The sequence below is a fragment of the Metallococcus carri genome (assembly GCF_011440275.1).
In the GTDB taxonomy this organism is placed as follows: domain Bacteria; phylum Actinomycetota; class Actinomycetes; order Actinomycetales; family Dermatophilaceae; genus Metallococcus; species Metallococcus carri.
In genome coordinates, this window is sequence record NZ_JAAOIV010000001.1 from 127,015 (window position 1) to 153,901 (window position 26,887).

At 69.0% G+C, this 26,887-nt stretch carries 25 protein-coding genes; 9 read left to right on the top strand and 16 right to left on the bottom strand.

Annotation, left to right across the window (positions count from 1 at the left end; genetic code table 11):
- Nucleotides 1-50: 50 nt before the first annotated feature.
- The 3 genes from G9U51_RS00645 to G9U51_RS00655 all read right to left on the bottom strand — a co-directional run bounded on the left by G9U51_RS00645 (nt 51) and on the right by G9U51_RS00655 (nt 2,762).
- Entirely contained in the window at nt 51-764 is a 714-nt protein-coding gene (locus tag G9U51_RS00645; protein ID WP_166191720.1) for an HAD family hydrolase, read from the bottom strand.
- The gene (locus tag G9U51_RS00650) at nt 761-2,521 is read right to left on the bottom strand and encodes a proline--tRNA ligase (RefSeq protein ID WP_407941402.1); all 1,761 of its coding nucleotides are present in this window, start codon (nt 2,519-2,521) and stop codon (nt 761-763) included. Before G9U51_RS00650 ends, G9U51_RS00645 begins: the two co-directional genes overlap by 4 nt.
- Before the next feature lie 73 nt (nt 2,522-2,594).
- On the bottom strand, nt 2,595-2,762 hold the full coding sequence (locus tag G9U51_RS00655) for a hypothetical protein (RefSeq protein WP_166191722.1): 168 nt from the start codon (nt 2,760-2,762) through the stop codon (nt 2,595-2,597).
- Nucleotides 2,763-4,789: 2,027 nt separating this feature from the next.
- On the opposite strand from G9U51_RS00655, the gene G9U51_RS00660 reads away from it, so the two are divergent.
- On the top strand, nt 4,790-5,239 hold the full coding sequence (locus tag G9U51_RS00660; protein ID WP_166191725.1) for a hypothetical protein: 450 nt from the start codon (nt 4,790-4,792) through the stop codon (nt 5,237-5,239).
- 281 nt (nt 5,240-5,520) lie between these two features.
- On the opposite strand, the gene G9U51_RS17155 is transcribed toward G9U51_RS00660, so the two are convergent.
- Nucleotides 5,521-5,757 carry an acyl-CoA dehydrogenase family protein gene (locus tag G9U51_RS17155; protein ID WP_328823234.1) on the bottom strand — a complete coding sequence of 79 codons (237 nt, stop codon included), beginning with the start codon at nt 5,755-5,757 and terminating at the stop codon, nt 5,521-5,523.
- Between the two features lie 216 nt (nt 5,758-5,973).
- Between G9U51_RS17155 and G9U51_RS00670 the strand changes: the two genes are divergently transcribed.
- The 3 genes from G9U51_RS00670 (at nt 5,974) to G9U51_RS00680 (ending at nt 8,673) form a co-directional block, all read left to right on the top strand.
- Nucleotides 5,974-6,732, top strand: coding sequence for a maleylpyruvate isomerase family mycothiol-dependent enzyme (locus tag G9U51_RS00670; protein ID WP_207947898.1), 759 nt, complete (start codon nt 5,974-5,976; stop codon nt 6,730-6,732).
- 65 nt (nt 6,733-6,797) lie between these two features.
- Entirely contained in the window at nt 6,798-7,640 is an 843-nt protein-coding gene (folP, locus tag G9U51_RS00675) for a dihydropteroate synthase (RefSeq protein WP_166192582.1), read from the top strand.
- Between the two features lie 211 nt (nt 7,641-7,851).
- Entirely contained in the window at nt 7,852-8,673 is an 822-nt protein-coding gene (locus tag G9U51_RS00680) for a nucleotidyltransferase domain-containing protein (RefSeq protein ID WP_166191727.1), read from the top strand.
- Between the two features lie 114 nt (nt 8,674-8,787).
- Here the strand turns inward: G9U51_RS00680 and G9U51_RS00685 are convergent, their stop codons facing one another.
- Complete coding sequence (locus tag G9U51_RS00685) at nt 8,788-9,171, bottom strand: DoxX family protein (protein WP_166191730.1); 384 nt, start codon at nt 9,169-9,171, stop codon at nt 8,788-8,790.
- Entirely contained in the window at nt 9,168-10,013 is an 846-nt protein-coding gene (locus tag G9U51_RS00690; protein WP_328823235.1) for a GNAT family N-acetyltransferase, read from the bottom strand. Before G9U51_RS00690 ends, G9U51_RS00685 begins: the two co-directional genes overlap by 4 nt.
- A gap of 57 nt (nt 10,014-10,070) precedes the next feature.
- Here G9U51_RS00690 and G9U51_RS00695 point away from each other — a divergent pair, with 57 nt between their 5' ends.
- Nucleotides 10,071-10,613 carry a DUF402 domain-containing protein gene (locus tag G9U51_RS00695; RefSeq protein ID WP_166191733.1) on the top strand — a complete coding sequence of 181 codons (543 nt, stop codon included), beginning with the start codon at nt 10,071-10,073 and terminating at the stop codon, nt 10,611-10,613.
- On the opposite strand, the gene ispG is transcribed toward G9U51_RS00695, so the two are convergent.
- From ispG to G9U51_RS00745, 10 genes are all read right to left on the bottom strand, one after another.
- Complete coding sequence (ispG, locus tag G9U51_RS00700; RefSeq protein WP_166191736.1) at nt 10,600-11,757, bottom strand: flavodoxin-dependent (E)-4-hydroxy-3-methylbut-2-enyl-diphosphate synthase; 1,158 nt, start codon at nt 11,755-11,757, stop codon at nt 10,600-10,602. The genes G9U51_RS00695 and ispG overlap by 14 nt on opposite strands.
- 27 nt (nt 11,758-11,784) lie before the next feature.
- Nucleotides 11,785-13,122: a M50 family metallopeptidase gene (locus tag G9U51_RS00705; protein WP_166192588.1), complete on the bottom strand. Its 1,338-nt coding sequence runs from the start codon at nt 13,120-13,122 to the stop codon at nt 11,785-11,787.
- A gap of 16 nt (nt 13,123-13,138) precedes the next feature.
- Nucleotides 13,139-14,323 carry a 1-deoxy-D-xylulose-5-phosphate reductoisomerase gene (gene dxr, locus G9U51_RS00710; protein ID WP_166191739.1) on the bottom strand — a complete coding sequence of 395 codons (1,185 nt, stop codon included), beginning with the start codon at nt 14,321-14,323 and terminating at the stop codon, nt 13,139-13,141.
- A complete protein-coding gene (locus tag G9U51_RS17160; protein WP_166191742.1) occupies nt 14,320-15,024 on the bottom strand; it encodes a hypothetical protein in 705 nt (234 codons plus the stop codon). Before G9U51_RS17160 ends, dxr begins: the two co-directional genes overlap by 4 nt.
- Nucleotides 15,021-16,316, bottom strand: coding sequence for a WXG100 family type VII secretion target (locus tag G9U51_RS00720; RefSeq protein WP_166191745.1), 1,296 nt, complete (start codon nt 16,314-16,316; stop codon nt 15,021-15,023). The genes G9U51_RS17160 and G9U51_RS00720 overlap by 4 nt, the downstream gene beginning before the upstream one ends.
- The gene (locus G9U51_RS00725) at nt 16,313-16,609 is read right to left on the bottom strand and encodes a hypothetical protein (protein WP_166191748.1); all 297 of its coding nucleotides are present in this window, start codon (nt 16,607-16,609) and stop codon (nt 16,313-16,315) included. The genes G9U51_RS00720 and G9U51_RS00725 overlap by 4 nt, the downstream gene beginning before the upstream one ends.
- 102 nt (nt 16,610-16,711) lie before the next feature.
- On the bottom strand, nt 16,712-18,157 hold the full coding sequence (locus G9U51_RS00730) for an NAD-dependent succinate-semialdehyde dehydrogenase (RefSeq protein ID WP_166191751.1): 1,446 nt from the start codon (nt 18,155-18,157) through the stop codon (nt 16,712-16,714).
- A 34-nt stretch (nt 18,158-18,191) separates the two neighbouring features.
- On the bottom strand, nt 18,192-19,895 hold the full coding sequence (locus tag G9U51_RS00735; RefSeq protein WP_166191754.1) for an APC family permease: 1,704 nt from the start codon (nt 19,893-19,895) through the stop codon (nt 18,192-18,194).
- A 33-nt stretch (nt 19,896-19,928) separates the two neighbouring features.
- Nucleotides 19,929-21,371 (bottom strand): gamma-aminobutyraldehyde dehydrogenase, encoded by a 1,443-nt coding sequence (locus G9U51_RS00740; RefSeq protein WP_328823236.1) that lies wholly within the window; start codon nt 21,369-21,371, stop codon nt 19,929-19,931.
- A gap of 16 nt (nt 21,372-21,387) precedes the next feature.
- Complete coding sequence (locus tag G9U51_RS00745) at nt 21,388-22,761, bottom strand: L-serine ammonia-lyase (RefSeq protein ID WP_166191756.1); 1,374 nt, start codon at nt 22,759-22,761, stop codon at nt 21,388-21,390.
- Between the two features lie 136 nt (nt 22,762-22,897).
- On the opposite strand from G9U51_RS00745, the gene G9U51_RS00750 reads away from it, so the two are divergent.
- From G9U51_RS00750 to G9U51_RS00765, 4 genes are read left to right on the top strand one after another with little or no spacing between them, the layout of a single operon-like run.
- A complete protein-coding gene (locus G9U51_RS00750; RefSeq protein WP_166191759.1) occupies nt 22,898-23,374 on the top strand; it encodes an Lrp/AsnC family transcriptional regulator in 477 nt (158 codons plus the stop codon).
- Nucleotides 23,371-24,813 (top strand): aspartate aminotransferase family protein, encoded by a 1,443-nt coding sequence (locus G9U51_RS00755; RefSeq protein ID WP_166191762.1) that lies wholly within the window; start codon nt 23,371-23,373, stop codon nt 24,811-24,813. Before G9U51_RS00750 ends, G9U51_RS00755 begins: the two co-directional genes overlap by 4 nt.
- A gap of 3 nt (nt 24,814-24,816) precedes the next feature.
- Nucleotides 24,817-25,614 (top strand): hypothetical protein, encoded by a 798-nt coding sequence (locus G9U51_RS00760; protein ID WP_166191765.1) that lies wholly within the window; start codon nt 24,817-24,819, stop codon nt 25,612-25,614.
- Between the two features lie 27 nt (nt 25,615-25,641).
- The gene (locus tag G9U51_RS00765) at nt 25,642-26,880 is read left to right on the top strand and encodes a saccharopine dehydrogenase family protein (protein ID WP_166191768.1); all 1,239 of its coding nucleotides are present in this window, start codon (nt 25,642-25,644) and stop codon (nt 26,878-26,880) included.
- Nucleotides 26,881-26,887: the final 7 nt, after the last annotated feature.

Consider the following 26,887-nt stretch of genomic DNA (forward strand, 5'->3'; position numbering starts at 1 on the left):
GGCGGTCATGATCGCATGCCCCCCTATGGGTGGCCGCCTGGTCCAACGGCTCACTGCCCGCTGGCGTTCCACTCCCGCACGATCCGCACCACATCGCTGATTTCCTGGGCCACCGCATCGGGTGTCGCGCCGGTCTCGACCCGCTGCGCGACGGGAATGTCGCTATGCGGCACCCAGATCGCGCGCATGCCGGCGCCCTGGGCGCCGTGGACATCCTCGAAGAGCCGGTCGCCGACATACACGCTCTCGGCGACCGCGACACCCACCGCATCGGCGGCCGCACGGAAGGCCTGCGGGTGCGGCTTGGTCCACGGGATCTCGCTGGAGTAGACCTCGCCGTCGATCAACTCGGCGACACCGTCGCGCTCGAAGATCGCGCGGTGGTAGCCGCCTGTCCACAAGGTGTTGGACAGCACGCCGATGCGAATTCCCATGTCGCGCAAGGCTTCCCAGGTCGGACGCACGAGCGGATCGGTGAAGGTGTGCTCCTTCCAGAACTCCTGATGACCTATCAACCCGGCCGTATGCCGTTCGTCGGCCGGGTCGAGCCCGGCCGCCTCGGCGATGCTCTCGATCGAGGCGCTGGTGTGGTCTTCCCTGGAGCGCTGCCAGGCGGCCTCGCACTGGTGCAGCAGTGACTCCACGAGCAGGTCGTCGCCCTGCCAGGCGGCGGCATACGCCTGCCATTCGGCGCGGACGTCGATGTCTCCGTGCCACGGCGTGAGCGTGCCGCCCCAGTCGAACAGCACCGCCCGCACGGTCACGAGCCGCGCACCTCGCGCAGCACCTCGGCCACCGCGTCGTCGACCGGCACGTCGCGGCGGTCGCCGGAGCGGCGGTCCTTGATCTCGATGGTGCCGTCGGCCAGGCCCTTGCCGAGCACGACGATCGTCGGGACGCCGATCAGCTCGGCGTCCTTGAACTTCACGCCGGGGCTGACCTTCTGCCGGTCGTCGTAGAGCACCTCCAGGCCCTCGTCCTCCAGCCCGCGCACCAGCTCCTCGGCGCGCACGAAGACCGCCTGGTCCTTGCCGGTGGCCACGACGTGCACGTCCGCGGGAGCGATTTCGCGCGGCCAGATCAGGCCGAGCTCGTCGAGGTTGTCCTCGGCGATCATCCCCACCGCGCGGGTGACGCCCACGCCATACGACCCCATCGTGACCGTGACGAGCTTGCCGTGCTCGTCAAGGACCTTCAGGCCGAGCGCCTCGGCATATTTCGTGCCGAGCTGGAAGATGTGGCCCATCTCGACGCCCCGAGCCAGGCGCAGCGGCAGCCCGCCAGGACCGATATCGCCCTCGCGGATCTGCGCGGCCTGGATCGTGCCGTCGGCGGTGAAATCGCGGCCGTAGACCAGGTCGATGACGTGGCGGCCGTGGCTGTCCGCGCCGGTCACCCAGGCGCTGCCCTCGGCGATGCTCGGGTCGAGCAGATAGCGGATGCCGCTCGCCTTGTCGGTGCCCAGCACACCAGGACCGATATAGCCCTTGGCCAGGGTCGGGTGAGCGGCAAAGTCCTTGTCCTCGAAGGGTTCCACGTCGGCCGGGGCCACCTTGACCTCGAGCCGTTTGGGGTCGACCTCGCGGTCGCCCGGCACGCCGATCGCCAGCGGCTCGCGGGTGCCGTCGGGGTGGACGAGCATGACCAGCACGTTCTTGAGAGTGTCGGCCGCGGTCCACTCGCGGCCGTCGTCGCGCGGGTGGTCCTTGTTGAGCGCGGCGACCAGGGTCTCGATGGTCGGGGTGTCCGGAGTGTCCTCGACGTGGGCGGGGCCGGCGGTCACCTCGACCGGTGCGGCCTGCGGCACCTCGACGGCCTCGACATTCGCGGCATACCCGCTCTCGTCGCGCACAAAGGTGTCCTCGCCGTGCTCGCTCACCGCGAGGAACTCCTCGCTGGCCGAGCCGCCCATGGCGCCGGAGTCGGCGTGCACGATGACGTATTCGAAACCGAGCCGCTCGAAGATCTTGATGTAGGCATCGCGGTGCGCGTCATACGCCTTCTGCAGGCCGGCCTGATCGACGTCGAAGGAATAGGAGTCCTTCATCACGAACTCGCGGGCGCGCAGGATGCCCGCGCGCGGACGCGCCTCGTCGCGATACTTCGTCTGGATCTGGAAGAGCGCGAGCGGCAGGTCCTTGTAGGAGTTGTACATGTCCTTCACCGCGAGGCAGAACATCTCCTCGTGGGTCGGGCCGAGCAGCATGTCGGTGTCGCGACGGTCCTTCAACCGGAACAGGTTGGGGCCGTATTCGGTCCACCGGTTGGTCGCCTCGTAGGGCTCGCGCGGCAGCAGGGCCGGGAAGAGCACCTCCTGCGAGCCGATCGCCTCCATCTCCTCGCGGATGATGCCCTCGACCTTGGCGCGCACCTTCATGCCGAGCGGCAACCAGCTGTAGATGCCCGGCGCCACCCGGCGCACGTAGCCCGCCCGGACCAGCAGCTTGTGCCCCGGCAGCTCCGCGTCGGCCGGGTCCTCGCGCAAGGTTCGCAGGAACAGGGACGACATACGCATGGCCACGGGGGCTCTCCTTCGGGCGTGGGCTGGACGCCGGTCAGGATATCCGCCGCCCTCCCCCGGATTCGCGTGGGTTTCAGGCGGGCAAGGGGTCGGCGCGGCGGACGATGGCGGCCGTGTCGAGTCCATGGGGCGGCGCCCCGAAGACGCCGGCAGGTGCGTCGAGGCGACTGGCGACGAAGGCGTCCCCCACCTCGGGCGTGCTGTGCCGCACCAGCAGCGAGGCTTGCAAGACGGTCGCCATCCGGGCGGCGATGCTGCGGGCCTGTCTATGAGCAGACCGCCGAAGGCCGACCGGTGCGCGGCATACCAATGTGCTTCTGCCACAGCACGTCTCATCAGCGACGCGGAGCCGAGCTCGCAATCCAGCCGGGTCGCCGCGACCATCTCGATGATGGTGCGCATGCCGCGTTCCTCGCCACCCAGCCGCACCGGCATACACGTCGTGGAACTCGAGTTCGGAGGACGCGTTGGAGCGATTGCCGAGCTTGTCCTTCAGGCGGAGCGCACCAGGTCGCCCGCGGTGCGCTGCTCATGAGGATGCGTCTGGCGCGCGGCGCGCGGCCCGCCGTGATACGCCTACTTAACCTTGATCGGGACAAAAACAGCAGTTCGCTCTTGCGAGTCGCACCCGTGCGCTGAAGGCGTCGGCCAGGTTGCTGCACCCCGCGACACGCAGATGACAACCGAGCTTCTGCGGACCGGGCTGAGAACAGGGCTCGTCGATCGGAGCGCCCCTTTCAGGGTCCGAGGGACCCGCGAGCAGCCCGGGGAAAAGGCTCCGGCTGGCCTATTGCGCGCCGAGCGACCCTGGGTCTACTGTCCGAGCTGTCTCGCAACGGAGCGGGCACTTCACCTCGGGGGTTACTGTCATGAAAGAAAAAGCAGTCGGCCGGCGTGCGCGTCGAGCTGTTCCGTTGATCACAGTCGGAGTTATCGCCGCGACATGGGCCGGGAGCGGTGTGCCGGCGCCCGCAAAAGCAGAGGCGGTCGCTAGTTCGACCATATCTGGGTCGGTGACCAATGCTACTGGCCAGGCGATCTCCGGAGAGTCGGTGACGGTCTATGCGATGCCACCTATCACAGCTTCCACGCTCCCGGCGCTCAACTCCGAGTTTCAGTTGCGACCTCTCGGCACGGCGACGACAGGCGCTGACGGGACCTACTCGACCACGCTAGATGCGGCGGCGGTGTCGGCTACCGCTACGAGCACGGGGCGCAATCAGATCGATGGCATCGTGGTTGCTGGCGCCAGCGGCACCGAGCAGCGCGCTTACGTGGTGAACATCGAGGTCACGAACCCCAGCTCCGGCGCCAACACGCTCGCAAGCGAGCCACTTCGGGACACGAGTGCAAGTGAGTCGGCACCACCAACAACGGATAGCGCCGACGACAACGTGCCACCACCCGGCGGTGCCGCTCTCAGCAATCTCCGTACATCACAGCTTGGGACGAAGTCCACCTCCGCAACAGGAGGAGCTACCAGCTCGGCCGCCGGCAAGATCGACTTCGTGATGGCCGCCGCCGCTAGTGGATCAAAGGCAGCGGCGGTCACCCCGTCCAGCACGAGTCCGTACTGTGGTGTCCGCGTTCGAGACGTGGGCAACCAGCCGGTCACCGTCGTTCAGGGATGGTCCACCACCGGTGCTCCCTACACCGGTCAATTGAGTTACACCCAAGGGGCATCATCGACTCTGGGGACCGGGATCAGCTACGGCGGGTCGTACGGCTCTTTCGAACACTCCGGCACCGTGGGACGTTCGTCGTCGGTGACCATCAACTACGCGCAGTTCTCCCGCTATGTCGGAGTGCGGCTATCGCGGACATACTTCCACTACGGGGTGTACCAAGTGCGTGCTTGTGGGACACCTGACCCGTGGCGGAATTATTGGTACGTTCTGTGGCCTGAATACCACGCTGGAGGGTCCAGCACACGCCTCGGAGCGGCATCCGCGTTCCAATACTGTGTGCCCCAGGGGTATAAGGACGATTACATCACGCAAAACCAACGAGCGATCAACTGGACCGATGGGGCTTCCATCTCCGGAAACGGGGTGACTGCATCATTGTCCGCGCAGACCGGATATAACAGCACTACGAGAGTCCGTCTCACCCCTGGCGGATATCACATGCAAATCTGCGGCAAGTACAGCTGGCCGGCAGGGTCTGGCCTGATTGAGATCCGTGGAAGCTACTAGGTCACTGGCCCGGTGGGCGGTCCGTATGGGACTACCCACCGGGCTTGTCATCACAGTCGCATCCTGCAGTTTTTTGAGTGGCGATTCCGCATCGAATCTGCGGACCGTTGATCAAAATGCCAGCTACTGCGCCTCCTACGTGCGCCAGGACTCGACCTACACGATCTCCATGGTTGAAAACACGACGGCACAGAAAGTCACCGTGCTTTCCGTCGAGTCTCGCGACAAGGCCAAGGCATCAGTATCCGCCTGGACGATGATCCCCGCCCCGTACACACCACGAGACCCGCAGCCGGCAAACGGCACGGGCAAGCACGTCTCGCCCCAGAAAGTGACGGCCATCCGTGCTCACGGCCTGGTGTTCGTCAGTGTCTCGCTCCGATGGGTCAAACCCCTGACCAGCAAGACGTTCATCCCAGGAGTGACAGTGCGCTACCGGTCACCAGATGGTGAAGGAACCGTCAACACCAGGATTGAGCTTGGGGCTGCCCCGCAGATGTGCACCCCGACGGCCGCTTCGTAGAGCTGAGCCCTTTTTGAACACCCTTAGCTCTGAGGATTTCTAAGTACCAAGAACCAACGGCAACGCCAGCGTCCGGAGCGAGTCGATGCTCAGGTCGGCGACAGCCAAAGATGCGGGCCGGGCTCTCGCGCCACCCGGCCCCCACTGGCGCCGCGGGTGACGCCGGTGGGGCGCGGCCGTGGATGCGATTCACTCGCTGATGGCCGCGGCAGAGGCGCGCCCGTTGGGACGATCTGCAGCGCGTTGCGTGTGCCGTCCGGCCGCACCCGCGGCACGACGAATCACGTCACGCCGCCCGGTGCCTGCGCGAGCACCAGGAAGATGTCGTTGGCCGGCGCCGAGGTGAACGACTTGTGCCCGCGCAGCAGGTAGCTGTTGTCGTCCTGCCGCGCTGCCTCGGTGATATTGGTGCGCACATCCGAGCCGCCCTGCTTCTCGGTCATGCCCATGCCGGCGAGGATCGCGGCCTCGTTGCCCGCCGCGTCGACCGGCTGCAGCCGCCGGGTGGCCGAGCTCACGGGTGGCCGGGTCCCCGGCAACCCGGCCGAGTTCGTTGAGCGAGTCCACGACCGTGCCGTATGCCGAACCCGCTTGTGCCGCAAGCGCATCCAGCAGGGCACGGTCACCGCGGACGGTGTGGTGACCGACGAGTGGACCGGGCTGGTTGGTGGGTGTGCGCGCGAACAGGTCCATACCGCTGAACCTAGTCGCGGGCGCCGCGTACCGTGTCCCGTATGCCGACGACGATGGCCTTCGAGGACCACCTGGACGGGCTGGCCCGGGCAAGTGCCCGACTGCGCACCGAGGCCGAGGAGGCCGGTGTGGACCTGCCGGTGCCGACCTGTCCCGGCTGGACGGTGCGCGATCTGCTCGCCCACCAGGGCATGGTGCACCGCTGGGCCGACAGCAAGCTGCGCGGCGAACGGGTCGACCCGCGCGAGTTCGAGCGCGAGGGCGCGGCCTCCGACGATCTGCTCGGCTGGTTCGACGCGGGCGCCGAGCAACTCGCCACGACCTTGCGGGCGACGCCTGCGGATGCCAATGTCCGGTTCTTCCTGCCCGACAGCGGATCCGGCCGCGACGCTTGGGCCCGCCGCCAGTGCCACGAGACGACGATCCACGCGGTCGACGCGCTGAGCGCCCGGCTGGGTGCTGCACCCGACACCACCGTCGCCGATCTGGACGCCGCGCTCGCGACCGATGGCATCGACGAGTTGCTGTGCGGCTTCCTGCCCCGCCCGGACGGACTCACGGTGGACCGCCCGCACGTCGTGGCGATCCAGGCGACCGACTCCGGTGCGGCCTGGCAGGTGCACCTCGGGCCGCACGAACCGGTGGCCGGCCCGGGCCTGCCCGCTGACGCGGAGACGACGTGGACCGGGAGCGCTGCCGACCTCTACCTCGGGCTGTGGAACCGCGGCGACGCGGTGCGGGAGACCGGCACACCTTTGCTCGAGGCGTGGCGCACCGGCATGCAGGTCAACTGGGACTGACCCACGTGCATCCGGCTCCCCTCGTGCTGCGCGGGCAGTGCTTCGACGCCTCCCGGCCGGCGGTCATGGCGATCATCAACCGCACGACAGATTCGTTCTGGACGGGCAACCGGCACGCCTCGATGGACTCCGCGCTCGATGCGCTGGCCGCGGCCGTCGAGGCAGGTGCCGACATCGTCGACGTCGGTGGCGTGCGGGCGGGGCAGGAGGGTGAGCAGGTCGACGCGGCCGAGGAGATCCGGCGCGTGGTGCCCTTTCTCGAGGCCGCTCGCACCGCTTATCCGCGGTTGGTGCTGAGCCTGGACACCTGGCGCTCTGAGGTCGCCCGCGCGGCCGCACCGGTCGTCGACCTGATCAACGACACCTGGGCGGGGCATGACCGTTCGCTCGTCGAGGTCGCCGCCGAGACAGGGGCGGGGTATGTCGTCTCGCACACCGGCGGCCTGCCCCCTCGCACCGACCCGGTGAACATCCGGTATGCCGACGAGCAGGGTGACGACGACCGTGCCGTGGTCAGGGACGTCCTGCGGACACTCTCCGCCGGTGCGGCGCGTGCCGTGGAGGCTGGCGTCCCGCGCGAGCGGGTGCTGATCGACCCGACCCTCGACTTCGGCAAGACCACCCGCCACTCGTTGTCGGTGCTGCGTGCCACCGGCGAGGTTGCCGGCTTGGGTTTCCCTGTGCTGCAAGCGATCTCGCGCAAGGACTTCGTCGGCGAGACGCTCGACCTGCCGCCCGACGACCGGCTGGAGGGCACCCTCGCCGCCACTGCCGTCGCCGCCTGGCTGGGCGCGACCGTCTTCCGGGCGCACGACGTGCTCGCGACCCGCCGGGTGCTGGACATGGTGGCCTCGATCCGCGGCGACCGGCCGCCGGCGCTCAGCGTGCGCGGCGAACCGACCGGCTGACTCCACTTGCATGCGGCCGTCCCACCTGCATGCCGCCATCCCACCTGCGTGCCGTGATCACGGCATGCGAGTGCGGCGGACGCATGCGAGTGAGGTGAGCGTTTGCGGGTGGGGTGCGGCGCTTCAGCACGTAGGGGCACCACCCCCACGACCGCGACGCCCACCCGAATTTCGCGAGCACCTCCACCGCGGGTTTGCCAGAGTGGCAGGCATGCGACCCGACCTCCACGCCATCGCGGCGGACCTGGTCACCGTCGACGGCGTGCTGGGCGTGACCCTGGGCGGCAGCCGAGCCCGCGGCGACGCCCTGCCCGAGTCCGACGCCGACCTGGGCGTCTACTACCGCGGCCCGCTCGACCTGGTCGGCCTGCAGCAGCGGGCCGACGCCTGGTCGAGTGCGCCGGCGTCGATCGCCGGCCCCGGTGAGTGGGGTCCGTGGGTCGACGGCGGAGCGTGGCTGACCGTGGACGGGGTCGCGGTCGACTGGATCCTGCGTGACGTGGATCGCGTTGCAGCACAGTGTGATCGGGCACTGCGCGGCGAGTTCGCCTTCCACGCCCAGGCCGGTCATCCGCTCGGCTTCCTCGACATCGCGTATGCCGGTGAGCTGGCCTCCAGCGTCCTTCTCGCCGATCCGTCCAGACAGTTGGCGGCGCTGCGAGCCAGACTGACCAGCTATCCGGCCGCCCTACGCACCGTCCTGATCGAGGCGACCTGGGAGGCGGACTTCCTGGTCGGGGCCGCTCGCAAGGGTGTGCCACGCGGTGACCGCACCTATGTCCTGACCTGCCTCACCCGAGCAATTCTGTTGTGCGCGCACGGGATTCAGGCAGCAGCCGGTCAGTGGGTGACCAACGAGAAGGGCCTGGTCGCGGCCGCCGCCACCGCAGCAGAGGCACCACCAGAGTTCGCACGGCGAGCAGACCTGATGCTTGCCGATCCCGACCTCGGCACGGCCATCGGCCAGGCCGAAGCTCTGGTGCACGAGACGCGCACACGAATCAGCACGGCGTCGTCGCCGCGCGGGGTGTGACATCTGGCACGAGGCGTGACATCTGGCACGAGGCGTGACATCTGGCGGCGTATGCCGTGCCAGTTGCGACCTACGGTGCCAGTTGTAGCGCGCTGTGCCAGATCGGCGCCCAGATCAGCGGCGGGCCTGCCAGGCCCAGCGCATGAGCGGCAGTTGCAGCGGCATCCGCGCCCAGGTGCCGACGCGCATCACCTGGTTGCGAGCGGTCGGCCGACGCCGGGCGGCGCGGTCGACGTCGAGCGCCATCTGCAGATTGGCCGGCCAGACCGCAGCGAGCAGCGCGACGGTGGCGGGGGCGGCATACGGACGGAGTCGGGGCACGAAAAGCCCTGCGCCACAAGCGATTTCGGCCACGCCAGAGGCGAGCACCAGCTCGCGGCGGCGCGGCAGGACCCGCGGCACGATCGGCTCGAAGATCTGCGGCCGCACCAGGTGAAGGGTGCCGGATCCGAGGAACGCGAGCGCGACGCCGCGCGCCCCCAGGGACAACCCACTCACAAGATCACCGTAGCGAACTCGGCGCGCTGCTCGAATCCGCACGCGCGATAGGTGCGCACCGCCGGCTCGTTGAAGTCGTTGACATAGAGCGAGACCGTGGGCGCGAAGGTCGCCAGCACCTGCTCGACGACGGCGTTCATCGCCGGCACCGCGATGCCGTGCCCGCGCAGCTCCGGCGCCACCCAGACCCCCTGGATTTGCGCGACGCCCAGCCCGAGCGACCCGACATCTGCCTTGAAGATCACCCGCCCGCGCTCGACGATCACATAGGTGTGACCGGCCCGGATCAGCGCCGCGATCATCCGGCGGTACTCCCGATCGGAGCCGACATAGGGCGGATAGCCGATCTCCCCGGTGAACATATGCGCCGCCGCCGGGAGCACCAGGTCGACCTCGTCCAGGTGAGCCGGCCGCACCCGGGGGTCGGTCGGGCCGGGCGTCCAGTCCCGGTCGTCCAGCGCCATCATCGGCTGGTGCCGGCGGATCGCCCGCGGGCGCGTCCAGGTGCGCTCCATCCGCTCCCAGAGCGTCAGCACCTGCTCGGCCGTGCCGAAGATCGAGCTGCATCGCCGGCGGTGACGCCGCAGCCGGCCGACGAAGTGGTCGGCATTGCGCGGGGTCACCCCCACCGGCACCAGATTCGCCGACGCCCAGCACATCGCGGTGATCATGCCTTCCTCCCGCAGCCCGATGAGCGAGGAGGTGTGTGCGGGCCCGCCGTCGAGCAACCGGGCCGCGACGAAGACGTTGGTCAGCGGATCCTCGGCGCACAGCTCGAGCGCCTCGTCATAGTCCGCGGCACTCAGCGGAGCGGCAGCGGTGCTGCCGAACGTCCTCAACACACCCCTAGCCTGCCAAGGTCGCGGCGTCCGTGCGAGTCATCCCCCTAGGCTGCCACCGTGCGACCAACCAGCGAGACTCCCGCGGGCACCCCTGTGCATTGTGACTTCCGGAAGTTCGATGGCACCGAGCACTGGCAGGAGGACTACCAGTTGCTGGGGGTCGACGCGGACGGCGTCTGGCTGGGTATGCCGGCGGGCACACCCTTCGCGCGGCCGGACTTCGCGACGACGGCAAAGACCGACACCGTGCGGCTGATCACCGACGCGGGTTATGCCGCCTGCTTCAACGGCCCGGGCAACGGGCAGCGCACGCATGTCTACGTCGACATCACCGACCAGCCGGTATGGCGGCGCGACGGCGACCGCTTCGTCGTCACCCTGGTCGATCTCGACCTCGATGTGATCGAGCGGTTCGACGGCACGACCTTCGTGGACGACGAAGACGAATTCGCCGAGCATCAGGCGTCCTTCGGCTATCCGGCGCAGGTGGTGACCCACGCGCAGCGGACATGTGACGCGGTGTTCGCGGCGGTGCGTGCCAAGGACGCACCCTTCGACGGCCGCGGCGACGCGCGGCTGGGGCAGATCAGCCGACGGTGACCGACGGAGCTGCTGTCTCGCCGTCGACCGGCTCGCCCATCTCCTCGGCGATCCGCATCGCTTCCTCGATGAGCGTCTCCACGATCTGCGATTCCGGCACGGTCTTGATGACCTCGCCCTTGACGAAGATCTGGCCCTTGCCGTTGCCGGAGGCGACGCCGAGGTCGGCCTCGCGCGCCTCGCCCGGGCCGTTGACGACGCAACCCATGACGGCCACGCGCAGCGGCACCGTCATACCCTCCAGGCCAGCGGTGACCTGGTCGGCGAGGGTGTAGACATCGACCTGCGCGCGACCACACGAGGGGCAGGAGACGATCTCCAGCTTGCGCGGCTTGAGGTTGAGGCTCTGCAGGATCTGGTTGCCGACCTTGACCTCCTCCACCGGCGGGGCGGACAGGGACACCCGGATGGTGTCGCCGATGCCGCGCGACAGCAGCGCACCGAAGGCGGTCGCGGACTTGATCGTGCCCTGGAAGGCCGGCCCCGCCTCGGTCACCCCGAGGTGCAGCGGCCAGTCACCACGCTCGGCGAGCAGCTCGTAGGCGCGCACCATGACGACCGGGTCGTTGTGCTTGACCGAGATCTTGAAGTCGTGGAAGTCGTGCTCCTCGAAGAGCGAGGCTTCCCACACCGCCGACTCGACCAGCGCCTCGGCGGTCGGCTTGCCGTATTTGTCGAGCAGCCGCTTGTCCAGCGAGCCGGCGTTGACGCCGATGCGGATCGAGACACCGGCGGCCTTGGCGGCGTCGGCGATCTCCTTGACCTTGTCGTCGAACTGGCGGATGTTGCCCGGGTTGACGCGCACCCCGGCGCACCCGGCGTCGATCGCCGCGAAGACATATTTGGGCTGGAAGTGGATGTCGGCGATCACCGGGATCTGCGACTTCTGGGCGATCGCCGGCAAGGCGTCGGCGTCGTCCTGGGACGGGCAGGCCACCCGCACGATGTCGCAGCCGGAGGCGGTCAGCTCGGCGATCTGCTGCAGCGTCGCGTTGATGTCCGTGGTCGGCGTCGTGGTCATCGACTGCACCGAGATCGGGAAGTCGCTGCCGACGCCGACCTTGCCCACCTGGATCTGGCGGGTCTTGCGCCGCGGCGCGAGCGTGGGCGGCGGTGCGGACGGCATACCGAGCGAAACGGACATGCTGCCAGTATCGCTCACCGCGAGAGGTCAGAGTTTGACCGGGTTGACGATGTCGGCATACATCAGCAGGCCGAACATCACCACGAGCAGCAGCGACACGCCATACGCCACGGGCAGCGCCTTGGCCACGTCGACATAGACCGGCCCCTTGACCCCGCGGGCACGCATGATCGGGCGCTTGATCGCCTCGACGATCGCGCCGGCGATATGGCCGCCGTCCAGCGGCAGCAGCGGCACCAGGTTGAAGACGAAGAGCGCAAGGTTCAGCGAGGCGAGGATCGACAACAGGATGACGAACCGGTCGGCGAGCGAGATCTGGCGCGCCTGGGCGACATCGCCGGCGATCCGCCCGACGCCGACGACCGACATGGGTCCGTTGGCGTCGCGCTGACCGGAGCCGAAGGCGGCGTGCGCGACGCCGACCATCTTGCGCGGTATGTCGAGCACCACCGAGGCGGTCTTCCAGGTGGCACCACCCACCATGCCGGGAACGGCCGTGATCGACTGGCGCTCGGTCACGGTGTCGGCGCCGATGCCCGCACCGATGACGCCGACCCGCACAGTCTCGGGCGTGCCGTCCCAGGCCGTCACCGGGATGCCGCTGGAGTCGAGCTTGGGCATGGTGCGCAGCACCGGGGTCAGCGTGAGCGTGCGGCGCTGCCCGCCCCGCTCGATGACCATCGGCACCGCCTGATTGGCGTGCGCGCGGATCTGGGTGGTGGCATCCGAGGAGGACCGCACCGGCACGCCCGCTACCGACACGATCACATCACCGGCGGCCAGGCCGGCGCGGGCCGCGGGCGTCTGGGCCTGGCCCGCGCAACTCTTCGGCGAGCTGCCGTCCGCCGCGGGCAGGCAGGCGACCACGGAGGCGACCTTGGCGTTGACCTCCTTGGGCAGGCCGAACCCGCAGGCGATGACGGTGAGCAGCACCGTGGCGATGACGAGGTTCATGAACGGGCCGCCGAACATCACGACGACCTTCTGCCAGCTTTTCAGCTTGTAAAAGACCCGGCCCGAGTCCTGCGGACCGATCTCCTCGTAGGACTCATCGCGCACCTGGTCGGCCATCTGGCTGAAGCGACCGGTCGAGGAGGCCCGCACCCGGATCGTGCCGTCGGCGCGCTCCTCCCCCGCCCGCGGCGGGAACATGCCGATCATCCGGATGTACCCGCCGAGCGGGATGGCCTTGAGCCCATATTCGGTCTCGCCGCGTCGCCGGGACCACAGCGTCGGGCCGAAGCCGATCATGTACTGGGTCACCTTGACCCCGAATTTCTTGGCCGGGACCAGGTGGCCGATCTCGTGCAGTGCGATCGACAGCGCGACGCCGATGGCGATCAGCAGCACCCCCAGGAGGAACATCACATCCGACAGGGTCTCACGTCCGGGCGAGTATGGCGTGCGCCTCCTGCCGCGCCCAGGTCTCGGCGGCCAGCACCTGCTCGACCGACAGCTCGCCACCCTCGGCCCGATGCGCGTCGACGACCCGCTGCACGGTCTGGACGATGTCGGGGAAGGCGATCGCCTCGTCGTGGAAGGCGGCGACGCATTCCTCGTTGGCGGCGTTGTAGACCGCGGGGAAGGTCGACCCGGCCGCACCGACCTGACGGGCGAGCCGGACCGCGGGGAAGGCATCGTCGTCGAGCGGCTCGAACCGCCAGTCCATCGCCCTGCTCCAGTCGATCGGTGTCTCGACGTCGGGCACCCGATCGGGCCAGCCGAGACCAAGGGCGATCGGCACCATCATCGTCGGCAGCCCCAGCTGGGCGACGACCGCACCGTCGACGAACTCGACCATCGAGTGGATGTATTGCTGCGGGTGCACCACCACGTCGATGTCGTCCATCGGGATGTCGAACAGCAGGTGCGCCTCGATCACCTCCAGCCCCTTGTTGACCAAGGTGGCGGAGTTGGTGGTGATCACCGTGCCCATCGCGAAATTCGGATGCTTCAGCGCCTGCTGCGGGGTGACCTGTTTGAGCTCATCCGGGCTCAGGCCGCGGAATGGCCCGCCGCTCGCGGTCACGACCAACCGTCGCACCTCGCGCGGCTGCCCGGCGAGCAGCGACTGGGCGATCGCGGAGTGCTCGGAGTCGACCGGGACGATCTGCCCGGGCCTCGCGGCCGCCTTGACCACCGGGCCGCCGACGATGAGGGACTCCTTGTTGGCGAGCGCCAGCGTCGAGCCGGCGGCCAGCGCGGCGAGGGTCGGCTTCAGCCCGATCGAACCGGTGATGCCGTTGAGCACCACGTCCGCGCCGCACCCGGCGACCTGCTCGGCGGCTGCCGCTCCGGTCACGATCTGCGGGAGGTATGCCGCCCGCCCCGCCTCCCGCGCCACCGCACCGATGCGGTCGCGCAGGTCGTCGGCGCGCTCGCTGGCCACCCCGACCAGCTCGACGTCCAACGCCACCGCCTGGCGCGCCACCTGGTCCAGATCACGCCCCCCGGCCGAGATCGCGGTGACCCGGAAGCGGTCGGGGTGGTCCGAGACGATGCGCTCGGCCTGGGTGCCGATGGATCCGGTGGACCCGAGCAGGGCGACGGTGCGGGGTGCGGTCACACCCCCATTCTGTCCATCGCCCGGTCGGCCGCGCCGAGCAGTGCGGCGATCCGGTGCGGCACCTCCACCACGGCGACCGGTTCGGCCGACAGGGTGCGGCCGTCCGCGGGCGTGGTCGTCACCCAGGTGCCCCGATCCCCCGCGAGCACACCGAGCAGCACCTCGCGCTCCTGCCCGGCTCGCCGCACGGTGGCCTCCAGCCGCACCGTCGCCTCTCCCCACGGCGAACGCGGCGGCAGATCTTGTCCGCGCACCAGGTCGACGGTGAAGGGCCGCCCGCTGCCGTCGACGGACCCCGCCAGAGCTGCGAACCGCTCGATCGACGCCGGCAACTCCTCCGGCGTGGCCAGGGCGGCGAAGGCGTGCAGCCCGGAGCTGTCGACCTCCTCGGCGATCACCACCTCGCCGAGGTCGTGCAGATAGAGCGAGGCGACCGCCTCGTCGCTGATCCGGTCCACCGCGAGGAGGCGAGGCGCCGACCGCCGCAACCGCAACAGGGCGACGAGCGCCTCGGGCACCTGCAGCGCCCCGGACGACGAGACCGGTGTGCCATGGGCGATCAGCGCCCGGTGTGCCGCGAGCACAGCCACGCGCCGGTCAGCGGCAGGCAGCGCGTCGAGGAAGGGCAGGACCACCCCCGGATGCTCGGCGTTGAGCAGCACGAGCTCCTCGTCGGTGAGCCGCACCGGCGCCCCGGTCATCGCAGCACCGGGGCGACCGGGCCGCAGCGCATCGGGCCGCCATAGACCGGGAATCCGGGGATCGGTCCGATCGGCAGGGCCGGGAGGACCGGCCGCACCGGACCGCAGCGCAGTCGCAGATCGGGCAGCGGGTTGACCGGGAAGGGCGGCTTGGGCCAGGACAGCTTGGGCAGCGCTGGCGGCCACGGGTTGACCCGCTTGCGCGCCAGCTCGCGCAGCGCGATCGCGCCCACCCCGAGCTGGCCGCTCTCGTCCAGATCGTCGAGCGTCTTGCCCACCAACGTGCCGACCCCGCCGACCGAGGTCAGCAAGGACGGGTCGTCGATGGTCCGGTTGACCGCCTTGGTGACCGCCCACGCGGTCACGAAGAGCCCGCCGGCACCGATCGCCCAGGGATTCTTGGTGCGGGTCAGGATCACGCCAGCGACCTCGGCAACGCCGGCCTGGCCGGTGATATACCCCCGGACGCCGCCATACCCGCCGCCGGTCTGCATGTCCTTCCAGCCCGGCCGCGCCGCCGCGATGGCTCCGGCGATGCCAGTGGCGCGGCCGAGCTTGCCCAGCGCGGGATTGGCTGCCAGGCGACTGAAGGGTGCCATCCACGGTGGCGTGCTCTGCAAGGTCTTCACCGAGGCCTGGTAGGCGGCCAGCAGCTTGGTGACATCAGCACCTCGGGGCGCCTTCGCCAGCGCGCGTGAAGTGGTCCACAACTTCACCGTGGCGGCGCCCTTCTTCAGCAAGGACCAATAGGTCTTGCCGATCCCGGCATACCGTAATCCCTTGTCCCACACCATCATTGGTGGTTTGGACGCCGACAGCTCGGACTGGTAGTGGCGCCGCGCGAGGGTCACCTGCCGCTGCAGGTCCTCGAGTTCGCGTTGCACCACGCGCAGGTCGGCGAAGACCCGGTGCAGCTCGCGCTCGTCGTCGGCCCGGGTCACCGGATCGGTGGGCAACCGCAGGTCGCGTTGCACGGTGCGCAGCTGCGTGGTCAGCGACTCGTGGCGCAGGGTCAAGGTGGTTTCCTGGGTCTGCGCCGTCTCCAGGGCGTCGGCATACGCCTTGGTCGCCCGCGTCGCGCGGGTGAGTTGCCCGATCGCGGCCGTCGCATCGCTGCGGTGACCGGCGGCCGCCTGCGCGAAGACGATCGACGACGCGCCGCTCCACCTCGCGAGCGCGGTGCTCACGCCGCTCAGCACGCAGCGCTGATGTCGGCGCAAGTCCTCGATCAGATCGTCCAGCCGGCCGGCCGCCTCCCAGAGCCCCTGCGGGTCTCCGGCCGCGATTCTCATGACGCGGTCCCGACCGCCGTGGCGACCACCCCGTCGGCCCCGGCATACGCCGTGCCCGCCGCGAAGGTCGCGCCGCCGAGACCGAGCGCGGTGTCGCTCAGCGCGGCGAGCGCATCGGCCCACGAGCCGGCCAAGGCCGCGGCGACACCGGCACAGGCCGGATCACCGCACGCCACCTCGATCTTCCCGAATGCCCAACGCGCCTGTCCGGGCGTGCTGACCACCCGAGTTGCACTGCGCCGCAACGCTTTTGAGCTGCGCTGCAGATCGTCGGGTGTGACTGAATACCCCATAACGCATCCCCTCCGGTTCGACTCCTGCGAGCGTATGCCGACCGCCGCGGAGCCTGCCGAAGTTATCCACAGGGCCGCTGTGCGCGGCCCGGTGGCGATGCCTCAGAGGGCGAAACCGACGTACTTCGTCTCGAGATATTCCTCGATGCCCTCGAAGCCTCCCTCGCGGCCGAAGCCGCTGGCCTTGACCCCACCGAAGGGCGCGGCGGGGTTGGAGACGATGCCTTGGTTGACGCCGACCATGCCGTACTCCAAGGCCTCGCTGACCCGGATGGAGCGCGACAGATCGCGGGTGAAGAAATAGGCGACCAGGCCGAATTCGGTGTCATTGGCCCGGCGCACCACGTCGTCCTCGTCGGTGAAGGTCTGCAGGCCGGCGACCGGCCCGAAGATCTCCTCGCGCACCATGTCGGCGTCGCCCGGCACCTCGTTGAGCACGGTCGGGGCGTAGAAATAGCCCTTGTCGCCGGTGGTCGATCCGCCGGTGACGACCTTGGCTCCGCGGCCGATCGCGTCCTGCACCAGCGCGTCGACCTTCTGCACCGCCTTGGCGGTGATCAGGGGACCTACGGTGACGCCGTCGTCCATCCCGTTGCCGACGGTCATCGCGCCCATCTTGTCCGCGAGCCGGCGGCCGAACTCCTCGGCGACCGACTCGTGCACATAGAACCGGTTGGCCGCGGTGCACGCCTCGCCGATATTGCGCATCTTGGCGAGCATCGCGCCCTCGACCGCCTTGTCCAGGTCGGCGTCCTCGAAGACGATGAACGGCGCATTGCCGCCAAGCTCCATCGACACCCGCAGCAGTTGCTCGGCCGACTGCTCGACGAGCTTGCGGCCCACGGGGGTCGAGCCGGTGAAGGTCAGCTTGCGCGAGCGCGGGTCACGAATCAACGGCTCCATCACGCCACCGGAGTCGCTCGTCGTCACGACATTGAGCACGCCCTTCGGCAGGCCAACTTCCTCGAGCAGTTGCGCCAGCGCGAGCATCGTCAACGGGGTCTCGGCCGCGGGCTTGACCACCATCGTGCAGCCGGCGGCGATCGCCGGCCCGATCTTGCGGGTGCCCATCGCCAGCGGGAAGTTCCACGGCGTGATCATCAGGCACGGACCGACCGGCTGCTTCATCGTGGACAGCCGGGTGGCGCCATTGGGCGCGACCGCCCAGCGACCGGAGATGCGCACCGCCTCCTCGGCGAACCACCGGAAGAACTCGGCGCCATAGGTGACCTCGCCCTTGGCCTCCGCGAGCGGCTTGCCCATCTCGAGCGTCATCAGCTCGGCGAAGAAGTCGGCCCGCTCGGTGATCAGGTCGTATGCCGCCCGCAGGATCTCGCTTCTGTCACGCGGCGGCGTCTTGGCCCAATCCGCTTGTGCCGCAACGGCTGCGTCCAACGCGGCCAGGCCGTCGGCGGGGGTCGCATCCGCGACCGTGGCCAGCACTTCCTCGGTCGCCGGGTTGTGCACCTCCAGCGTGCGGCCACCCTCCGCGGGGCGCCACTGTCCGGCGATGAACAGTCCGGTCTGCACCTTCTCGACAGCACTCATAGCTGGTCCTTCCGTCGTTCGGCTGATCGCGACATTACGCGTCGTCGTGAGTGGTGGGCCGCGCGGTTCGGCCGGTGGACCGGTCGACCGCGGTCGCTCCATCGGGCAGATTCGACAGGTCCGGAGCGATCACCGTGTACTCCGTCGAATCGGGCAGGCGCACCTGCCCGGCCACGTCGCGCTGGTGGTCGAGCAACACCAGGTCGGCGTGCGAGGCGCGCGGCAGGGTGCGGCCCCGGAAGAAGCCGGGCGCGGCGAGCCACTGCGCGGCCATCAGCACCAGACCGAAGAGCAGCGAGACGACGCCGACCACGGCGACCGCGCCCATCCCGAAGATCGTGACATTGCGGCCCTGCTCGTCCTGCAGATAGTCCGGCGCGATGTAGGTGACGAAGGCGTAGCCGAACATCACGAACAAGAAGACGCCGCCGACCAGCGGGATCACCCCGCGCACGAACAGATGCCGGATGCTGCCGAGCAGGCTGTGCCGGTAGAACCACGCGCAGGCCACGCCGGTGAGGCCGTAATAGAAGGCGATCTGCAGGCCGATCGCGCCGATGAGCGCCAGCAGGATGGTCGGGCTGATCCAGGTCATCAGCAGGTAGAACGCCGCCGAGATGACGCCCATCCCGATCGTTGACCAGGTCGGTGTCAGGTAGCGCGGGTGGATGGTGGCGAACCGGCCGGGGATGGCCTTGAACACTGCCATCGACAACGCGGTGCGCGCGGTCGGCAGGATCGTGGTCTGGGTGGACGCCGAGGCCGAGGTGAGGATCGAGATCGCGAGCAGCGCCAGCCCGATGTGCCCGAGCGTGCTCGAGCCGTAGAGCGTCGGGCCGATCGCGCTGAACACATCCGCAGCGTTCTGCTCATTACCCAGGCCCACCCCGGCGGTGCCGGTGCCCGCGAAGGCCACCGTCGCCACCGACACCAGCACGTAGATCAGCAGCAGCAAGACCGTGGAGATCACGGCCGCGCGACCGGGCGTGCGGCCCGGGTCGTCGCTCTCCTCGTTGGTCGCGACCGCGGTGTCCCAGCCCCAGTAGATGAACACCGCCAGCAGCACCGTCGACGACAGCACCGACATCGACAGCCCGCCCGGCCACAGCCACGACAGCGAGGGATGCACCGAACCCTGCGGGGCGCGACCGGCATACACCTTCCACAAGGCGACGCCCGCAAAGAGCACGAGGGTGACGACCTCGATCGACAGCAGCGCGTACTGCAACCGGGCCGACACCTCGATGCCGCGATAGCAGATGTAGGTCATCAGGCCGATCCAGATCAGCCCCGCGACCGTCGACCACAGCGTGCTGGAGGCCAGGTCGTTCTGCAGCCCGAACTCGTCGGCGAGGGTGAACGAATACGAGCCCGCGATCGAGGCGAGATTGGCCATCACGATGATGTCGGCGACGATGATGCCCCAGCCGCCCATCCAGCCGACGACCGGGCCGAAGGCCCGGCTCGCCCAGGTGAAGGTCGTCCCACAGTCGGGCACCGCCTCGTTGAGCTCCTTGTAGGCCACCGCGATGAAATACATCGGCACGAACGCGAGCAGCATGATCGCCGGCGCCTTGAAGCCCGCGCCCGTCACGACGACGAACCCGAGGGTCGCCGCCAGCGAATAGGCGGGCGCAGTCGAGGCGATGCCGACGACGACACTGCCGACGAGGCTGAGCGCCCCAGATTTCAGGCCCTTGTCCTGCCCGAGGGCAGGCTGCAGCGAGGTATCGGTCATACCGATCCTTTCGAACGGGGGTTGGCGGCCGGTTCAGCCCTCGATATTGGCCATCACGTGCTTGATGCGCGTGTAGTCCTCGAAGCCGTACATCGACAGGTCCTTGCCGTAACCCGAATGCTTGAAACCGCCATGCGGCATCTCGGCGACGAGCGGAATATGGGTGTTGATCCACACGCAACCGAAGTCGAGCGCCTTGCTCATGCGCATCGCCCGACCGAAGTCCTTGGTCCACACCGAGGAGGCCAGGCCGTACTCCACGCCATTGGCGAAGCGCACCGCCTCAGCCTCATCGGACACTTGCTGCACCGTGATGACCGGGCCGAAGATCTCGGTCTGCACCGCCTCGTCGTCCTGCTTGAGGCCGGACACCACGGTGGGTTCGATGAAGTAGCCGTCGCCAAGGCCCTCGACCCGGTGACCGCCCGCGGCGATCGAGGCGTGGTCGGGCAGGCGGCCGAGCATGCCGGTGACATGCGCCAGCTGGTTGGTGTTGTTGACCGGCCCGAGGAGTGCGTCCTCGTCGTCCGGCATACCGACCTTGGCTTCCTTCTTCGCATACTCCGCCAAGGCGGCCACGAAGTCGTCGTGGATGCCCGGCGTCGCGAGCACGCGGGTCGCGGCAGTGCAGTCCTGGCCCGCGTTGAAATAGCCCGCGACCGCGATGCCCTCCACCGCCGCCTCGATGTCGGCGTCGTCGAAGACGACGACCGGCGCCTTGCCGCCGAGCTCCAGGTGGACCCGCTTGAGCTTCTTGGCCGCGGCCTCGGCGACCTGCATGCCCGCGCGCACCGAGCCGGTGATCGCGACCATCTGCGGGATGTCGTGGTCGATGACCATCGAACCGGTGGTGCGGTCACCGGTGACCACATTGAAGGTGCCGGCCGGCAGGAACTGCGAGGCGATCTCGGCCATCAGCAGCGTCGTCTCCGGCGTGGTGTCACTCGGCTTGAGCACGATCGTGTTGCCCGCGGCGAGCGCCGGGGCGATCTTCCACATCGCCATCATCATCGGGTAGTTCCACGGCGTCACCTGACCGATGACCCCGATCGGCTCGCGCCGGATCCAGCTGGTGTGCCCCTTCAGGTACTCCGCGGACGCCCGCCCCTCCAGCACCCGCGCCGCGCCCGCGAAGAACCGCAGCTGGTCCAGCATCGGCGGAATCTCCTCGGAGGTCGTCAGCGCGAACGGCTTGCCGGTGTTCTGCGCCTCGAGCTTGACGAAATCCTCCGCCCGCGCGTCGAGCGCGTCCGCGAACTTCAGCAGCGCCTCCTGCCGCTCCCCCGGCGTCGTCTGCCCCCACTCGCCAAACGCCTGGTCCGCCGCGGCGTATGCCGCATCGACGTCCGCCTGGCCGGACACCGGCGCCTTCGCGACCACCTGGGCGGTCGAGGGGTCGATGATGTCGGTCGTCGCATCGGACTCGGCGGCGACATATTCGCCCCCGATGAAGTTCTTCAGTTCGCGTGCGGTCACTGACAGCTCCTTTGGTTTAACACTCGATCACATTCACAGCGAGGCCGCCCCTCGCCGTCTCCTTGTATTTGATGGACATATCGCGCCCGGTGTCGCGCATGGTCTTGATCGCCTTGTCCAGGCTCACGGTGTGGATGCCGGTGCCGCCGAGCGACAGCCGGGCGGCATTGATCGCCTTGACGCTGGCGATGGCGTTGCGCTCGATGCACGGGATCTGCACCAGGCCACCCACCGGATCACAGGTCAGCCCGAGGTTGTGCTCGATGCCGATCTCGGCGGCATTCTCCACCTGCTGCGGCGAGCCACCCATCACCTCGCACAGCGCACCGGACGCCATCGCGCAGGCCGACCCCACCTCACCCTGGCAGCCGACCTCGGCGCCGGAGATCGAGGCGTTCTGCTTGAAAAGTATGCCGATCGCGGCGGCGGTCAGCAGGAAGCGCACGACACCGTCCTCGTCCGCCCCGTCGACGAACCGCCAGTAGTAATGCAGCACCGCGGGGATGATGCCGGCCGCGCCATTCGTCGGCGCCGTGACGACCCGGCCGCCGGAAGCGTTCTGCTCGTTGACACTCAACGCGAAGAGGTTGACCCAGTCCATGACGTGCAGCGGATCGGGGGTGCCGGTGTCGGCGGTCAGATCGGCATACATCGCCGGGGCCCGACGCGGCACTTTCAGTCCGCCCGGCAGGCAGCCCTCGGCGTGGAAGCCGGCCTCGACGCATTCCTGCATCACCGCCCAGATGCGCAACAGCCCCTCGCGGATCTGCTCATCGGACCGCCACGCGCGCTCGTTGCGCCACATGACCTCCGAGACCGAGATGCCCTCCTGCTCGCAGATCGCGAGGAGTTCGGCACCGGTGTTGAAGGGATGCGGCACGACGGTCGGGTCCTGCACCACCCGGTCGGCACCGGTGGCGTGTTCGTCGACCACGAAACCGCCGCCGACGGAGTAGTAGATCCTGCTCACGATGAGCTCGCCGTCCTCGCCGAACGCGTCGAACTGCATGCCGTTGGGGTGGGTCGGCAGCGATTTGCGCCGGTGCAGCACCAGATCGGTGTCCGCATCGAAGGCGACGGTATGCCGGCCGGCGAGCCGGATCAGCCGCCGCGCCCTCATCGCCGCGACCCTGGCGTCGGCGGTCTCGGTGTCCACCGTCTCGGGGTCCTCGCCCTCCAGGCCGAGCAGCACCGCCTTGTCCGAGCCGTGGCCGTGTCCGGTCGCGCCGAGCGAGCCGAACAGTTGCGCCTTGAGCCGCGCGACCTCCTCCAGCCGCCCCTGCTCGGCGATGCCGTCGGCGAACAACCTGGCCGCTCGCATCGGCCCGACCGTGTGCGATGACGACGGTCCGATGCCGATCGAGTACAGCTCGAAAGCGCTCAAAGCCACGGGGCTATCGACCTCCTCGTCGTGCACTGCTCGGGTGGGGGCACAGGTGTGACCTGCGCCATCTTCTCGTAGCCTAACCACGAATTTCGCCGATGAAAAGGTTGTTGAGGTACGAATTTCGTGCCAACATGCCGGTATGACTGAGGGAATCCGCAATGGCGGACGCGATGTCCTCGACGAACCGTCGAAGGCCATCGTGGCGCACCTGCAGCGCGACGGCCGGGCGTCCTATTCGGCCATCGCCCGCGACGTGGGCCTGTCCGAGGCGGCCGTCCGGCAGCGCGTGCAGCGGCTGATCGACGCCGAGATCGTGCAGATCGTCGCCGTCACCGACCCCGCCCAAGTCGGCTTCCACCGCCAGGCGATGGTCGGCGTCGTGACCGACGGCGACGCGCTGACCGTCGCCGACGCCCTCGCCGAACTGCCCGAGGTGGCGTATGTCGTGGTCACCGCCGGCCGCTTCGACCTGCTGGTCGAGGTGGTCTGCGAGGACGACGACCACCTGCTCGACCTGCTCGTCAACCGGTTGCGCGGCGTCGACGGGGTGAGCCACACCGAAACCTTCAACTACCTCAAACTCACCAAACAACGCTACGACTGGGGAGCGCGATGACCGCCACCGACCACCAGATCACCACCCACGACCCGCAGGCAGCGGTGACCCCGCAGGGCACGCCCCGCTGGGAGGCCGCCCGCGACCACCTGTGGGGCCACTTCACCCGGCACTCGGTCTACGAGCCCAAGGAAGCCGGCGGACTCGGCATACATATGCCGACGATCGTCCGCGGCGAGGGCGCCTACATCGAGGACTCCGAGGGCAAGCGCTATCTCGACGGGCTCTCCGGCCTGTTCGTCGTGCAGGTCGGCCACGGCCGCGAGGAGCTCGCGCGGGCCGCGGCCGACCAGGCCCAGCGGCTGGCGTTCTTCCCGCTCTGGTCCTACGCGACACCTGCGGCGATCGACCTGGCCGAGCGGCTCGCGGCATACGCTCCGGGCGACCTCAACCGGGTGTTCTTCACCACCGGTGGCGGCGAGGCCGTCGAGTCGGCCTGGAAGCTTGCCAAGCAGTACTTCAAGCTGGTCGGAAAACCGTTGAAGCACAAGGTGATCAGCCGTTCGATCGCCTACCACGGCACGCCCCAGGGTGCGCTGTCGATCACCGGTCTGCCGCCACTGAAGGAGATGTTCGAGCCGCTGGTGCCGGGCGGCTTCAAGGTGCCCAACACCAACATCTACCGCGCGGCGCCGGAACTGCGCGAGGACCCGAAGGCCTTCGGGCGCTGGGCCGCCGACCGCATCGCCGAGGCGATCGAGTTCGAGGGGCCGGACACCGTCGCGGCCGTCTTCCTCGAGCCGGTGCAGAACGCCGGTGGCTGCTTCCCGCCGCCGCCCGGCTACTTCGAGCGGGTGCGCGAGATCTGCGACGAATACGACGTGCTGCTGGTGTCGGACGAGACCATCTGCGCGTTCGGGCGGATCGGGTCGATGTTCGCCTGCGAGGACTTCGGTTATGTGCCCGACATCATCACCTGCGCCAAGGGCATGACCTCGGGCTACTCCCCGATCGGCGCGATGATCGCGAGCGACCGGCTGTTCGAGCCGTTCAAGCACGGCACGACGTCGTTCCCGCACGGCTACACCTTCGGTGGCCACCCGGTCTCCTCGGCGGTCGCGCTGGCCAATCTCGACATCTTCGAGCGCGAGGGCTTGAACCAGCACGTGAAGGAACAGGGCCCGGCCTTCCGGCGCACGCTAGAGAAGCTGCACGACCTGCCGATCGTCGGTGACGTGCGCGGCGAGGGGTTCTTCTACGGCATCGAGCTGGTGAAGGACAAGGAGACCCGCGAGACCTTCAACGAGGACGAGGCCGAGCGGATGCTGCGCGGCTTCCTGTCCAAGGCGCTCTTCGACGCCGGCCTCTACTGCCGCGCCGACGACCGTGGCGACCCGGTCGTCCAGCTCGCGCCGCCGCTGATCTGCGGCCAGGCGGAATTCGACGAGATGGAACAGAAGCTGCGCGATGTGCTGACCCGCGCCTGGGACATCCTCTGACCCATGCAGGAGCCGCCGCGCTATTGGGAGTCGGCCTCCTCCCCCACGCCTGCCGTGCAGGTGTGGGGGTGGTCCGACACCTCGCCCGATGATGCTCGATCCGTTGCAGCACAGCGCCTTTCGCGCATGCGCGAGCTGATCCTGTCGGGCAAACGGCCGGCTGAGCGCTACTACGACCGGGCGCCTCTGCGCGAGCCGGTGCTGCACCGGTTGGTCGTCGAAGGAGAACTGGTCGGCCTGGTGACTCGCAATCGGTATGGCGCGCACGTGCTCGCCACCGAGCGCGTCGTGGTCGCCGATGTCGACCTGTCCCCGCAGCACCGCGGCCTGTTCCGCAAGACCAAGGAGCCCGACCCGGGTCCGGCGATCGAACGCATCCGCCGCTTCGCTAACACCAACCCGGGCTGGGGCGTGCGCACCTATCGCACCGCCGCCGGCTTGCGGGTGCTCATCACCGGGTCGGGTCTGACACCGTCCTCACCGGCGACCACCTCGGTTCTCACCAGCCTGCAGACCGACCCGGTCTACCTGCGGCTGTGCGGCGCGTATGACTGCTTCCGGGCCCGGCTGACGCCCAAGCCGTGGCGACTCACGCGGTCCTTCCCGCGCTATCCCGGGTGGCCGGCGCGTGACGAACGGGCGCTCGCCGCGTGGATCGATCGCTACGAACGCGAGCGGCAGGAGTTCGCCGGTTGTCACCTGCTGGCCGTGCAGGGGCCGCCGCCCGACGCGGTGTCGGGTGCTGTCCTCGAGCTGCACGATCTCGCCACCCGGGCGGATTCTCAGGCGCCGCTCGCCTGACACGTGGCGGCTGCGAGGATGGCCCGCATGACCTCTCGCGAGTTCGACATCGTCCTGTTCGGCGCCACCGGTTTCGTGGGCGCCCTCACCGCCGCCCATCTGGCCGAACACGCTCCGGCGACCGTCCGGATCGCCCTGGCCGGCCGGTCCGAGTCGAAGCTGCGCCAGGTGCTGGCCGATCTGCCGGGCGCGCCGGATTGGCCTGTCGTCATTGCGGATTCGTCCGATCCGGCGAGTCTGCGGGCGATGGCCGAGCGCACCCGAGTGGTGATCACGACGGTCGGGCCTTATGCGAAATACGGTCTCCCGCTGGTCGAGGCGTGCGCCACCACCGGCACCGATTACGTCGACCTCACCGGTGAGGTGCTCTTCCACCGCGAGGCCGTCGACCGGTTCGACGCCGCCGCCGAGGCGAGCGGGGCGCGCATCGTGCCGTCCTGCGGCTTCGACTCGGTGCCGTCCGATCTGGCCGTGCTCTTCCTGGCCGATGCCGCCTCGCACGCCGGCGACGGCGAACTCACCGAGACCACGCTCTACGCGACGATCAAGGGTGGTGCCAGCGGTGGCACCGTCGCGTCGGCGATCGGCCAGGCCGACGAGATGCGTGGGTCCAAGGACAAGCGCCGGATCGTGCTGGACAAATTCGCCCTCAGCCCGGACCGGGGTGCCGAGCCCAGCGGGGAGTATCGCGACGGTGCGACGGCGGCATACAGTGACGAAATCCGTTCGTGGACAGCGCCTTTCGTGATGGCGTCATACAACACGCGGGTCGTGCGCCGCAGCAATGCGCTGCTCGGCCACCGCTACGGACGCGGGTTCCGCTATCGCGAGCTGATGCGCACCGGCGACGGCCTCAAGGGTCGCGCCACGGCGTATGCCGTGCTCGGCGGGCTCGGCGCGATGATGGGCGCGATCGCCGTGCCCTTCCTGCGGCCGGTCGTCGACCGCGTCGCGCCGTCGCCGGGTGAAGGGCCGTCGGCGCAGGCCCGGGCGAAGGGATACTTCCGCATGGACGCCCGGTCGACGACGACCTCCGGCGCGCGGTATCAGTCGGTGGTCGCGGCTCAGGGTGACCCGGGTTATGCCGCCACCGCGGTCATGCTCGGCGAGGCGGGCCTCGCACTCGCTCTGCAGCGCGACGAGCTGCCGCTGCCCGCCGGGCGTCGTGGTGGGCTGTTCACGCCGGCCACCGCGTTGGGCCGGCCGTATGCCGATCGCCTTGTCGCACAAGGCTTTACGATCGAGGCCGGCAAAACCTCGGCATAAGCTGCCG

Coding starts and splice junctions, on each gene's coding strand:
- G9U51_RS00655 (WP_166191722.1), bottom strand. CDS start 2,762: ATGGCGACCGTCTTGCAAGCCTCGCTGCTGGTGCGGCACAGCACGCCC.
- G9U51_RS00670 (WP_207947898.1), top strand. CDS start 5,974: ATGCCGACGACGATGGCCTTCGAGGACCACCTGGACGGGCTGGCCCGG.
- folP (WP_166192582.1), top strand. CDS start 6,798: ATGGCGATCATCAACCGCACGACAGATTCGTTCTGGACGGGCAACCGG.
- G9U51_RS00680 (WP_166191727.1), top strand. CDS start 7,852: ATGCGACCCGACCTCCACGCCATCGCGGCGGACCTGGTCACCGTCGAC.
- ispG (WP_166191736.1), bottom strand. CDS start 11,757: ATGTCCGTTTCGCTCGGTATGCCGTCCGCACCGCCGCCCACGCTCGCG.
- G9U51_RS00705 (WP_166192588.1), bottom strand. CDS start 13,122: ATGTTCCTCCTGGGGGTGCTGCTGATCGCCATCGGCGTCGCGCTGTCG.
- G9U51_RS17160 (WP_166191742.1), bottom strand. CDS start 15,024: ATGACCGGGGCGCCGGTGCGGCTCACCGACGAGGAGCTCGTGCTGCTC.
- G9U51_RS00720 (WP_166191745.1), bottom strand. CDS start 16,316: ATGAGAATCGCGGCCGGAGACCCGCAGGGGCTCTGGGAGGCGGCCGGC.
- G9U51_RS00725 (WP_166191748.1), bottom strand. CDS start 16,609: ATGGGGTATTCAGTCACACCCGACGATCTGCAGCGCAGCTCAAAAGCG.
- G9U51_RS00730 (WP_166191751.1), bottom strand. CDS start 18,157: ATGAGTGCTGTCGAGAAGGTGCAGACCGGACTGTTCATCGCCGGACAG.
- G9U51_RS00735 (WP_166191754.1), bottom strand. CDS start 19,895: ATGACCGATACCTCGCTGCAGCCTGCCCTCGGGCAGGACAAGGGCCTG.
- G9U51_RS00750 (WP_166191759.1), top strand. CDS start 22,898: ATGACTGAGGGAATCCGCAATGGCGGACGCGATGTCCTCGACGAACCG.
- G9U51_RS00755 (WP_166191762.1), top strand. CDS start 23,371: ATGACCGCCACCGACCACCAGATCACCACCCACGACCCGCAGGCAGCG.
- G9U51_RS00760 (WP_166191765.1), top strand. CDS start 24,817: ATGCAGGAGCCGCCGCGCTATTGGGAGTCGGCCTCCTCCCCCACGCCT.
- G9U51_RS00765 (WP_166191768.1), top strand. CDS start 25,642: ATGACCTCTCGCGAGTTCGACATCGTCCTGTTCGGCGCCACCGGTTTC.